The organism is Pinibacter aurantiacus, assembly GCF_019130065.1.
Taxonomy (GTDB): domain Bacteria; phylum Bacteroidota; class Bacteroidia; order Chitinophagales; family Chitinophagaceae; genus Pinibacter; species Pinibacter aurantiacus.
Genome location: NZ_JAHSPG010000001.1, coordinates 772,782 through 784,951, shown reverse-complemented (window position 1 = coordinate 784,951; position 12,170 = coordinate 772,782). Strand labels below are relative to the sequence as shown.

Here is a 12,170-nt window from a genome sequence, read left to right as displayed (position 1 = left end):
GACTTCCAAACTCATTCAAATTATAACAAAATGGAAGACAAGATATCCGTGTGCTTATTTACCTACAATTATGAAAAATATATTGACGAATGTTTGCAAAGCATTTTAACCCAGCGAACAAATGTTGAATTTGAAATTATCATTACAGATGACTGCTCAACAGATAGAACGCAGGAGATATGTAACACATACGCAACAAAATATCCGGGCCGCATCAAATTAGTTTTCAATAAAAAAAATATTGGTGACTCAACGGCAAATTGGATAAATGCATTTCGCCAATGCAAAGGAAAGTACATCGCATTAATTGATGGTGATGATTATTTTACAGATAGGGATAAGTTACAGAAACAATTTGATGTAATGGAGGCAGATAATAACGCCGTGCTCTGTTTTCATAATGTAAAAGAAGTTTATGCCAATTCCCAATTAGACACTGAAACCAATTTTGACAATAGAATTTATGTCAGTAAAGACTTTATGCACGGCTGGTTTATCAGAACCTCCAGTATGTTTTTTAAGAAAGACGCTTTTCCCGACGTGATACCTGATTGGGTATATGACTACCCGTTTCGTTTTGATTCTATACTACCCGTAATGCTGAACGAGAAAGGACATACAATCTTTATAGATGAAACAATGAGTGCCTGGAGAAAACATACTGCAGGTACTTCAAACATTTTTAAAATTGATGTCGTTAAAAACTTTACCACTATTATTCAATTGTATTCGCAGCTGAACCTGTATACCCAAAAAAAATATGACAAAGAAGCGAAGGAACATATTTCAGCGTTATACACAGGGATATTGCTGGAGCGTATAAAGCATAAAAAAATATTCTCAGATTTTAAGTTGTTTATGAAAGCAGCAATTTTCAGTAATAAGAATTATTTCATCAGGAGAGGCATAAGTAAAATCTCAAAATGAAAACAGTAGAGTGGGATAGCAATTTTTATAAAAAGAAGATCGGCAAAATAAGTATTGTCAATCAGACTGTAAAAGAGTTTGTATGCGAGATTGAAAATGCCAGAGAAAATAATTTTGATTTGATATATGTTTTTGTTGAAGACAAAAACGTGCCTATCGAAGATTATCTCAAGCGTCATAGCCAATGTTTTGACGAGAAGGTTGTATATGTAAAACCGATAGATTCAAGTGCTGATAAGCCTTCTAAAGTATTTGTTTATGATGGCCCGGCAAATGAGCAATTGATTCATCTGGGGTTTGAGGCGGGGAAATTTTCAAGATTTGGTATTGACCCTCGGCTTAGTCCCTATTTTAAAACAATGTACAAACTATGGATAGAGAACTCCATTAATAAGAGTTTTGCAGATTTTTTAATTTGCAAATATTCAGAGTCAGAACCTCAAATAATCACCTCTTTTGTTACAGGGAAAGCAGACGGAAATGTAGGCAGAATTGGTTTGATAGCAACAAATCCTCTGTATCAAGGCAAAGGCATAGGCCGCGAAATAATGAAAGCATCGGAATACCATTTTTTGCAATCCGGTGCCGTTGATATAGAAGTTGCCACGCAATTAGAAAATAAAATAGCATGTGCGTTCTATTCCTCAATAGGATTCAAGATAAAAACTATTACCCCTATCTATCATTATTGGTTAAAATAAGAGTATGATCCCATTTAATAAACCGGTCCTTACTGGAAAGGAGCTGCTGTATATTGGAGAAGCCGTGGCAAGTGGCAAAATTTCAGGAGATGGAATTTTTACAAAAAGATGTCATCAGATTTTTGAAGATTTATTGCAATCAAAAAAATGCTTATTAACTACTTCATGCACTGACGCCCTGGAACTTTGTGCTTTGCTTTTAAATATTAAGGAAGGTGACGAGGTGATAATGCCTTCCTATACATTCGTGAGTACTGCCAACGCCTTTGTATTAAGGGGCGCCAAGATAGTTTTTGCAGATTCCGGTTCGCAGAATCCCAATATGGATGTTGATACCATAGAGCCATTAGTTAATGAGAAAACAAAAGCAATAGTGGCAGTACATTATGCAGGTGTGGCTTGCGATATGGATAAGCTGTTGGCCTTGACCCAAAAACATAAGTTGTATTTAATAGAAGATGCTGCGCAGGCAATTGATAGCTATTGTATAAACTCAGCCGGGGAAAAAAAAGCTTTAGGTTCAATAGGTCATCTGGCTACATTCTCTTTTCATGAAACAAAAAATATTCAATGCGGAGAAGGCGGTTTATTAGCCATAAATGATGAGCAATTCATTAGTCGCGCCGAAATTATGAGAGAAAAAGGAACCAATCGTAGTTCTTTTTTTAGAGGTGAGGTTAATAAATATGGTTGGGTGGATATTGGTTCTTCTTTTTTGCCATCAGAAGTTGTCGCTGCGTTTCTATTTGCGCAATTAGAAAATTTGGAGAAGATACAGAATAAAAGAAAAGAGCTTTGGAATGTTTATTATGACAGATTATCTATATTAGAAAAAGAGAATAAGATAAAATTGCCATTTATTCCAGAATGGGCGACCAATAACGCTCACATGTTTTATGTTATATGTAATTCAATAGAAGAGAGGACTCAATTGATTGACTATTTAAGGTCTAAAAACATCTTATCCGTTTTTCATTATCTTTCTTTGCATGAATCGCCTTATTATCAACCAAAATACGAGGGAAAAAAACTTCCATGGAGTAATTATTATACAGATAGACTATTAAGGCTGCCATTGTATTTTGAATTGACTGTAGAAGAGGTTAATATGATTTCAAATTACATTTTGGAATTTTTTAAGTAACCCCTAAAAAAGAGTTGTTTTTTCTAGTGGTGAGCCGTTGTATAAGGTGGTTTACGGAAATTCGACCATTTTAAAGCGTAGAAGAAGCGTTGAATGATAAAATGATAAAAGGCAGTCTCAGACTGCCTTTTATCATTTTATCATTCAACGCTTGCGAACTAAACGGTGTTCTTTTTAAGCCAACGCTGCTAAACTCTCCTCGATCACTTTTATCTTTTCTTCCGCATCGGATTTTTTCTTTCTTTCAAACTCTACAACTTCCGGTTTTGCATTTTGAACAAAACGTTCGTTGCTTAATTTTTTCTCTACAGATGCCAAAAAGCCTTTTTGATATTCCAGTTCTTTTTCAAGCTCTTCTTTCTGGTGACCTGTATTTAAAGGCATTTCAGTAACAAGATAGAATTTGTCTTTTCCAACAACAAAGTTGATCGACTGAGCAACCGCGTCAGTTGCAAACGCGAAACTCTTTGCATTTACCTGTTTGCCCAACAGCTCTGTAATATCGCTGTATGCCGCTTGTTCATTGCTTTGGATACTCAGCTCAATTGTTTCTTTTGGTTTCAATTGTGCTTTATTTCTTGCATCACGAACCGCCGTGATAGAATCTTTCAGCAAATTACCTTTTGCCAAAATTGCTTTATCGATATTGCCGATTGGGGCAAATTGTTTCACACACAAGTCTTCATTTCTTTCTTCCAGCAAATGATAAATTTCTTCCGTTACAAACGGCATGTATGGGTGCAACAGTTGCAACAACTCAGTGAAGAATGCAATTGTTTTTTGATAAACATTCGCATTGATTGGTTGCTCAAAGCCTGGCTTCGCCCACTCAAGATACCAGCTACAGAAATCATCCCAGATAAGCGAGTAGATCGTTTTCAATGCCTCGCTCAAACGGAACTGTTTCATCAAAGCATCCACTTCCGTTTTCACTTCATTCAAACGGCTTTCGAACCAGTTGATGGCAAAAGTGGAATTGTCGCCCGAATTGTTGTTGTCAATTCTTGGCTCCCACATTTTTACCAGCTTCAGCGCGTTCCATATTTTGTTATTGAAGAAGCTTCCCTGTTCTAAAGATGATTCATCAAACAACAAATCATTTCCCGCAGGAGAAGAGATCATGATGCCAAAACGAACGGCGTCCGCACCGTATTTGTCGATCAACTCAAGCAAGTCAGGAGAGTTGCCGAGGCTCTTACTCATTTTCCTTCCTTGTTTATCACGCACCATACCGGTGAAGTAAACATCTTTAAATGGAATTTGCTTTTCATATTCCAAACCTGCCATTACCATTCTTGCCACCCAAAAGAAGATGATGTCTTGTCCGGTAACCAGCACAGAAGTAGGGTAGTAATATTTTACATCAGCGTTGCCCGGATTGGAAACTCCGTTAAACACCTCGCTTGGCCATAACCATGAAGAGAACCATGTATCCAATACATCTTCATCCTGTTTGATATCGTTGATGGTAAAAGGAGAAGATGGCAGTTGATCATTAAATTGCTCACCACCCGCTGCCCACTGGCTTTCAAATAGCATAAACGCTTCTTCACGAGTTGCAGCTACTACACAGGTTCCGTCCGGCGAGTACCATGCAGGAATTTGCTGTCCCCACCAGAGCTGGCGGCTAATGCACCAATCCTTCACGTTTTCCAGCCAATATTTATACGTAGCAAGGAATTTATCTCCCGGATGTATTTTAATATCACCATCAACAACCGCTTTCAATGCAGGCTCAGCAAGCTCCTTCATTTTCAGGAACCATTGTGTAGAAATGCGTGGTTCTACCACAACACCTGTACGCTGACTATAACCAAGGCGGGTTTGATACTCTTCTTCCTTAACTAAAAATCCCTTTTCAGTTAATTCCGCAATGATCTTTTTTCTTGCTTTAAAACGGTCTTCGCCAACATAGATCTGCGCCGCTGCACTCAACGTGCCATCTTCATTCAGGGTATCAACTACCTCAAGATTGTGTTTCAATCCAAGGTTGTAGTCATTGATATCGTGTGCCGGCGTTACTTTCAGCGCACCGGTACCGAATGAAGGATCAACGTATTCATCGAAAATGATAGGGATGCGACGATTGATCAAAGGAACAACCGCGAATGCTCCTTTAAGGTTTGTATAACGTTCATCATTAGGGTTTACGCAAATGGCAGTATCACCCATAATGGTTTCCGGACGTTGCGTTGCAATGGTAATGCCACCAATGTTTTTACCATCGGCACTAACCAGGTCATATTTTACATGATATAGTTTACCCTGCAGATCTTTGTACTCAACTTCTTCATCACTCAACGCAGTCTTGGCGGCAGGGTCCCAGTTGATCATGCGTGCACCACGGTAGATCAACCCTTTGTTGTACAAGTCAACGAATACATTGATAACCGCTTTGTAATAATGATCGTCCATTGTGAATGTCACGCGGCTCCAATCCACACTGCAACCCAGTCTTTCGATCTGGTTGTAGATGATGCCGCCGTATTTTTCTTTCCATTCAAAGGCATATTTCAAAAACTCCTCACGGCTAAGAGCAGCCTTTTTAATGCCTTTTTCTTTTTCCAGCATTTGTACCACTTTGGCTTCGGTAGCAATGGAAGCGTGGTCGCTACCCGGAACCCAGCAAGCGTTGAAGCCGCTCATGCGGGCTTTTCTGACCAAAATATCCTGCACGGTTTCATTCAAAGTATGGCCCATGTGCAACACTCCTGTAACGTTTGGTGGTGGAATGACCACGGTAAACGCCGGACGGTTGTCGGGTTTGCTGTTGAAATAGCCTTTCTGTTGCCAATGCTTGTTCCATTTGCCTTCTACACTTGCAGGAATAAAATTTTTACTGAGTTCCATTGTTTTAAATAAAATTTTGCCGCAAAATTTACAATGCGGAGGGCTGCAAAAATAATGATTTTAAGCCGTTTTCGGCACGCAAAAATGGAACGCAGATGACGCAGATTGGACTGATTTACACTGATTTTTGGGTTGAATCAGGATCAGGTTGAGGTTTATCGAAAGGCTGAGTCATTGAATTATTAAATTATTGAAAAGAAATCATGATCAATCAGCATAATCTTGAGAATCAGTGTTCCGTTCTCTCCATTTTCAAATTTTCAAATCCTCAAATTTTCAAATTCCTAAACTATCTTTACGTTCTCCCTTTAGCTAAGCCACATTTTAACACCGAACCAAAAAAATCATCATGCAGCCTATCAAAACAGCATTGTGTTCCTTTGGCATGTCAGGCAGATTGTTCCATGCTCCGTTTATTGAAACCTTGCCTCATTTTGAATTGTACGCCGTGTGGGAGCGCAGTAAGAAGCTTGCTGCAGAAAAATATCCATCCATTATTTCTTACGATAGTTACGAAGAATTGCTGGCCGATGACGCCATTGAACTGGTGATCGTGAATACACCTAATGTTACGCATTTTGAATACGCAAAAAAGGCTTTGCTGGCAGGCAAACATGTGATTGTAGAGAAGCCATTTACCGTACATTCTGACCAGGCGAAAGAATTGCAAACGCTTTCTGAGGAGCAAAACAAAAAACTTGTGGTGTACCACAATCGCAGGTTTGATAGTGACTTTAAAACGGTGAAAAAAGTGATTGATGAAGGCTATCTCGGAAAAATCGTGGAAGCTGAAATTCATTTCGACCGTTATAAACAAGAGCTGAGTCCCAAAACACATAAGGAAACGCCAGGTGATGGAACAGGTGCATTGTATGACTTGGGTTCTCACTTAATTGATCAGGCATTAACGCTGTTTGGCTTGCCTGATGCGGTTTTCGGAGACATCCGCATTATTCGCGAAGTCTCTAAAGTGGATGATTACTTCGAAGTGCTTTTGTACTATCCCGAATTAAGAGTGAGATTAAAGAGTAGCTATCTGGTACGTGAACCTCTGGCTGCGTACAGCTTACACGGCACGCTGGGTTCTTTTGTTAAATCAAGAGGGGATGTGCAGGAAGCGAATCTTGACAAAAAAATATTGCCCAATACCGACGCATGGGGCATTGAACCGGAAACGGAAAAAGGCTTGCTGCACACGGAAAAAAGCGGCACCGTTGTTCGTGATTATATCGACACACTCCAGGGAAATTATAATGACTATTTCAAACAGGTGTATGAAGCCATCCGCTTCGATAAGCCCGTTCCTGTTAGCGCAGAAGACGGTCTGAATGTGATTCGCGTCATTGAAGCTGCGTTTGAAAGTAATGATGAGAAGAAGGTGGTGAAGTTTTAGGAATTAGGAATTAGGAATTAGGAATTAAGAATGCTCTCTGCGCTGCACTAAGAATGTTATCGGGCATATTTCGTTTGCGACAGCTTGTAAAATAATAAAAGCTGCATTCAATGGAGAATGCAGCCTATAAAGAATTCTTAATTGATAATTCTTAATTCCTAATTGATCTTCCGTCTGATCCTTATCGTCGCATTTTGCGAAAGACTGCTGGATAAATAAACTTCCTGGCGCTGGTTCCCGTCATACAATACCATCAAAGCGGTGTTGGGTGGGTATTTGCCGAGGTTTTCAGCAAACATGCTCAGCTCATTTACATCTTTTGTTTTATCCAATACGATGTAGATGTTTAACGCAGTGGCAGCGAGTTCTTGTTTCATGAGAATCGGCTGATTGTTCAGGAAAACAGAAATGCTATCCCCATCAATTTCCCCATTGTCATAAAAACTAACACGAACAGAATCTGAGGCTACGACAATTTCCTTGCTGTAAATATTTTTTCTCTTTTCAAATGCTTTTACCAGCAAATCCTTTTCAGATGGCTGTTGCGGGGCCATGGCAATAGCAACCGGAGGCGCAATCACAGGTGCCTGCGTTTTTACTACTGCTTGTTTTGCACTTTTGAGTGATTCTTCTTTTTCTATTACGGCAACCGCTGCGGCTGTATCTTTTGTTACAGCGGGTTCGGTTTTAGCAACAGCAGGAGTATCTTTTGTGATGACAGGTTCTGCTTTAGCAACAACAGGAGTGTCCCTCACTACAATAATGGGCTCCGTTTTGGCAACTGCTGGTGTTTCTTTTTTTACTGGTTTTTCGTTGTCGACAATTACGTCCTGTGGTAATGGTTGCCAGAATTTTTTAGCAACAGTGTTTTTAATAAGGCTATCCTGCTTGTTGTTCTCGTCAATATCAAGATCAAAAGTAACACGTAGCTCAGGGCAGGTGTATTTGTATTTTGGATCGCTCGAAAAATAGCCGTTAATATTGCTCTTCACCCTTGAAACAACAAGTACTCCGGTAAAGTCCATATAACAATTAACGCCGTCAATATCTTTTGCGCGGAAATAAGTGATGGGAATATTATCTATTGTAATTGTTCTGGAAGCTTTATCAAAGTTTCCATGAATATATACGCTTTGATAACCATTTTTGAAATAGTAACCTAAGATGCCAACGACTTCATTACCTTTTTGTTTAATGATCATCTCTGCGAGATAATTATTGTGGCGACCCGAAAGCATTACGTCAGCATTACCATACCAGCTGCCGGTAACCGTTTGCGCCTGGGTACTTAAATGAAAGAGTAGTGACAGAAGTAATAATTTGGTTCGCATAGTTTGTAGTGGTACTAAAAGGTACTAAAATTCATGCCAGTTAAGGCACATTATACAGTAAGTCATCCAAGTTATTTTTAGGTTGTCGCAGGTCGGTCTATTTCAGGTATCTTTTCATTTCACGTTCTGTATCGCGCTGTTTGATCGTTTCTCTTTTGTCGTGCAGCTTTTTACCTTTTCCTAGTCCTATCTCAATCTTTGCGATGTTTTTATCGTTGAAAAAAATACGAAGCGGAACGATAGTGTATCCTTTTTCAGTAGTTTTTCCCTGTAGTTTTTTGAGTTCTTTTTTTGTGAGCAGTAACTTACGTTCTTGTGTTGGCTCGTGTTTGTAGAGAGTGCCAAATGCGTATTCAGAAATGTGCAGACTTTTAATGAACATTTCACCTTTGTGCAAATAACAATAGCTATCATTGAAACTAACCTTGCCTGCACGCAATGATTTCACTTCCGTTCCAACCAATACAAGCCCCGCTACATAAGTATCTTCAATGTAGTATTCGTGAAAAGCCGATCTGTTTCTTATTTCTGCCATGTTGTGCCAGTTGTTTGTTGTTAGTTAATAGTTGTTAGGCTTTTGAACTAACGTCACTTTTCTATAGCTGAAAGTTTTTGATAGTAGTTTATAAATCCATGGAGCAACTTCTTGCAGTTTCTGATTTTCAAAAAAATGACATCAAAATTCCCCTCAGATATAAATTGTTGATCCAGCGCGATATAAAGCTGCGTTTCCAATTCAAATAACGAACCCCGGGAAATAAATAAGAATTGGATGGTATTTTTAGCTGAATTTCTGCCACACCCTTCAGCTATGTTTGATGGTACTGAAACGGCGCATCTTCGCATCTGCTGAACCAATCCAAACAACTCTTCTTTGGGAAAAAACTTTGTTTGAATATATATATCGTTAACCAGATCCCTTGCCGCTTTCCAAACTTCGAGTTCAGTATAATTATTCATTTAGCGAGATTGATTATACTGGTCGGTTATAATGGTAGTTGTAGCTTATAGTTGTTAGTTGTTAGCAGGGAATAATTGAATCTGATGCCTAACAACTAACAATCAACAACTAACAACTAACTCCTGAAGAGAACCAATAAAGTTGACAATCTCTCTTTAAGTGCCTTTCTGTCTATGATGAAATCAAGGAATCCATGCTCTAGCAAAAATTCGCTACGCTGAAATCCTTCAGGTAAATCTTTCTTTATTGTTTCCTTAATAACACGAGGTCCGGCGAAACCGATCAGGGCGCCAGGCTCTGCTATGTTCAGATCTCCCAACATACCAAATGACGCTGAAATACCACCAAAAGATGGATCGGTCAGGAAGGATATGTAAGGAATTTTAGCATCGGTTAGCTGAGACAATTTACCGGAAACTTTCGCTAACTGCATCAGCGAGAATGCACTCTCCATCATACGGGCGCCACCACTTTTACAGATGATCATCAATGGTGTTTTGTGCTCGATGGCATAGTCAACTGCTCTTGAAATTCTTTCGCCCATTACACTGCCCAATGAACCACCTATAAATTCGAAGTCCATACAGGCAATCACGAAATCTTCACCATCAACCTTACCGGATGCAACACGGATGGAGTCGGTAAGGTCCGTTTTCTTCCATGTTTCTTCCAGTCTTTTTTGATACGGTTTCAAATCCGTAAAATGTAAAAAGTCTTTTGAACGGATATTTTCAAACATCACATTGTGCTCGCCATTGTCGAAAATGATATCGAAGTATTCGGAACTACCGATGCGGTGATGGTAATTACATTTCGGGCAAACAAACAGATTTTCCTTCAACTCAGTAACCGTAGATATATAATTACATTCAGGACATTTTGCCCAAAGTCCCTCTGGTGTTTCTTTTTTTTCGGAAGTAGTTGTTAGGATACCTTTCTTGATGCGCTTGAACCAACTTGATTTTGATTCTTCACTCTGGCCGTCTTCTCCGGCAAGATTAGCTGAAAAATCCTCTTCGTTTTTTGCCATGCGTTTAAAAAGTTTAAAAAATTGGGCGGCTAAGATAGGAATTAGAAATTAAACTAGAAATTAGTTGTTTAGTTGAGAGGGGAGAATGGAGAGTTGAGAGTTAGTCAGAATGGGCATCCATGCTATATTCTTATCCGTTTTCTCGTAACACTATAATTATCAAAGTCCGGGTGATGCCAGAATTCTTCCAGCCCAATCTTCTCAAATATTTTCAGTTCATCCGAGTAGATTGGGTACAATCCCGCAATATTTATGTTGTAGTCTGCGCCTATGTCGATGTTAAGATAGTCGTCCTTTTCCAGGGTACTGGGTGCAAAAATGAAAAAAGCATCCATTTCTGAATCCTCACTTATTTTTTCGCGGAAATTGATCGATTGTCCATAGCTAAACGGGCAATCGCCACGAAGCTTGTTAGCAAGATAGCCCAGGGCAAATGCCCAATCCAGTCTCGAAGATTTCACAGAAATGCAAAGTTCCGGCCTTCCGAATTTCCAATCAGGATGCCTGACAATGGACAGGCCATAGGTAAAAGCGGTTATAAAGCCCGGTTCAGGAATGTCTATGTAAACAATTGACGTTATTCCGGGCACGCCTTCGATCAGGCTTTTGTTTTTATAGAACAAGGGTTCTTGCTGGAAAATATTATCCAGGTGCTCGAGATATTTTTCCGCGGGGTTCATGGGTTTTTATTTTAGTCAGGGGTATATATAATAAATGTAATACGGAAATTATGATTATCTAAATCCTCCACACCAATACCTGCTCGTAAGTGTAATTTTTATAATTCGATAAAAAGAATTTGTGTCGTTGATACAGAATATCATGGAATTGTCATAAAAATATCCTGAGAAAAGCAACTTGAAATACTTACTACCTTATTTTTGCACAATCTAAACGGATAACTGCTATATGACCCCTGCCGTGGAAACCAGGATTTGTGCCAATTTTCAGGATCTATAGCTCAACAAAGCACTTTCCTTTGAAATAATTGTATCACTATCAGCGTTTAAGCTTCAGTTATTTTTAAGGCCTCATAAATAGATAAATAATAGTTTGACATGAAATGGTCTGAATTTTTTACTTCCTCGATCGGCAAAAAGTTTGTAATGGCTCTCACAGGAATTTTCCTGATTCTCTTCTTAATTGTTCACGTAGGACTGAATGCCTGCATTTTTGCAACATGGTTTGACAGCGAAGATCACGGTGCTATGTTTAATAAAGCTGCTCACTTTATGGGCGCTAACTGGGTACCACGTTTGCTGGAAGTCGGTCTTTTTGCAGGTATTTTGCTGCACATCTTCCAGGGTTATGCTATTGAAATGAAAAACCGCAGCACCCGTTCTGTAGGTTACGCAGTAAAACTGGGCAACCGCGGAAGCAAATGGTACAGCCGCAGCATGGGTCTGTTGGGTACTTTGGTGTTCCTTTTCCTTATTGTACACATTGCTCAGTTCTGGGTTCCTTCACGTATTACCGGTTTGGAAGAAACCATTATCGATGGCAAACCATACCACGATCTTTTCGCGAGAATGGTGGTAGTGTTCCAGGCGCCTTGGGTTGTTGCATTATACCTAATTGGATGTGCTTCCTTATTATTTCATTTACTGCATGGTTTCCAAAGTTCTTTCAGAACAATTGGAGTGGTTAATAAAAGATATATGGCTATCATCAAGGCAACAGGTGTTGCGTTTTCCATCATCGTAGTGCTTCTTTTCGCCCTGATGCCAATCAGCATGCACTTAGGTTGGGTAAAATAGATAGACAACTGTTTTGAAGTTGTAGGAAAAATTAGATTAAAATCATTTGACAATAATCGGCTGGAAAACACGACGC

The 12,170-nt window shown here is 39.3% G+C and carries 11 protein-coding genes; 5 read left to right on the top strand and 6 right to left on the bottom strand.

Annotated elements, in window-relative coordinates; genetic code table 11:
- The first annotated feature begins 30 nt into the window (after nt 1–30).
- The 3 genes from KTO63_RS02835 to rffA are packed head-to-tail and all read left to right on the top strand — an operon-like array spanning nt 31 to nt 2,772.
- Nucleotides 31–927 (top strand): glycosyltransferase, encoded by an 897-nt coding sequence (locus tag KTO63_RS02835; protein WP_217789606.1) that lies wholly within the window; start codon nt 31–33, stop codon nt 925–927.
- Nucleotides 924–1,628 (top strand): GNAT family N-acetyltransferase, encoded by a 705-nt coding sequence (locus tag KTO63_RS02830; RefSeq protein WP_217789605.1) that lies wholly within the window; start codon nt 924–926, stop codon nt 1,626–1,628. The genes KTO63_RS02835 and KTO63_RS02830 overlap by 4 nt, the downstream gene beginning before the upstream one ends.
- Nucleotides 1,629–1,632: 4 nt before the next feature.
- The gene (rffA, locus tag KTO63_RS02825; protein WP_217789604.1) at nt 1,633–2,772 is read left to right on the top strand and encodes a dTDP-4-amino-4,6-dideoxygalactose transaminase; all 1,140 of its coding nucleotides are present in this window, start codon (nt 1,633–1,635) and stop codon (nt 2,770–2,772) included.
- Between the two features lie 174 nt (nt 2,773–2,946).
- On the opposite strand, the gene KTO63_RS02820 is transcribed toward rffA, so the two are convergent.
- Entirely contained in the window at nt 2,947–5,622 is a 2,676-nt protein-coding gene (locus KTO63_RS02820) for a valine--tRNA ligase (RefSeq protein ID WP_217789603.1), read from the bottom strand.
- Between the two features lie 349 nt (nt 5,623–5,971).
- Between KTO63_RS02820 and KTO63_RS02815 the strand changes: the two genes are divergently transcribed.
- Nucleotides 5,972–7,015, top strand: a complete 1,044-nt coding sequence (locus KTO63_RS02815; RefSeq protein WP_232372997.1) for a Gfo/Idh/MocA family oxidoreductase — start codon at nt 5,972–5,974, stop codon at nt 7,013–7,015.
- A gap of 158 nt (nt 7,016–7,173) precedes the next feature.
- Here the strand turns inward: KTO63_RS02815 and KTO63_RS02810 are convergent, their stop codons facing one another.
- The 5 genes from KTO63_RS02810 to KTO63_RS02790 form a co-directional block, all read right to left on the bottom strand.
- Nucleotides 7,174–8,346: a hypothetical protein gene (locus KTO63_RS02810; protein ID WP_217789602.1), complete on the bottom strand. Its 1,173-nt coding sequence runs from the start codon at nt 8,344–8,346 to the stop codon at nt 7,174–7,176.
- 97 nt (nt 8,347–8,443) lie between these two features.
- Nucleotides 8,444–8,881, bottom strand: a complete 438-nt coding sequence (smpB, locus tag KTO63_RS02805; RefSeq protein WP_217789601.1) for an SsrA-binding protein SmpB — start codon at nt 8,879–8,881, stop codon at nt 8,444–8,446.
- A gap of 53 nt (nt 8,882–8,934) precedes the next feature.
- The gene (locus KTO63_RS02800; RefSeq protein WP_217789600.1) at nt 8,935–9,306 is read right to left on the bottom strand and encodes a four helix bundle protein; all 372 of its coding nucleotides are present in this window, start codon (nt 9,304–9,306) and stop codon (nt 8,935–8,937) included.
- Between the two features lie 116 nt (nt 9,307–9,422).
- Nucleotides 9,423–10,337 carry an acetyl-CoA carboxylase, carboxyltransferase subunit beta gene (accD, locus tag KTO63_RS02795; RefSeq protein ID WP_217789599.1) on the bottom strand — a complete coding sequence of 305 codons (915 nt, stop codon included), beginning with the start codon at nt 10,335–10,337 and terminating at the stop codon, nt 9,423–9,425.
- Between the two features lie 122 nt (nt 10,338–10,459).
- Nucleotides 10,460–11,017 (bottom strand): suppressor of fused domain protein, encoded by a 558-nt coding sequence (locus KTO63_RS02790; RefSeq protein ID WP_217789598.1) that lies wholly within the window; start codon nt 11,015–11,017, stop codon nt 10,460–10,462.
- A 378-nt stretch (nt 11,018–11,395) separates the two neighbouring features.
- On the opposite strand from KTO63_RS02790, the gene KTO63_RS02785 reads away from it, so the two are divergent.
- Nucleotides 11,396–12,094 (top strand): succinate dehydrogenase cytochrome b subunit, encoded by a 699-nt coding sequence (locus KTO63_RS02785; protein WP_217789597.1) that lies wholly within the window; start codon nt 11,396–11,398, stop codon nt 12,092–12,094.
- The last annotated feature ends 76 nt before the right edge of the window (nt 12,095–12,170 follow it).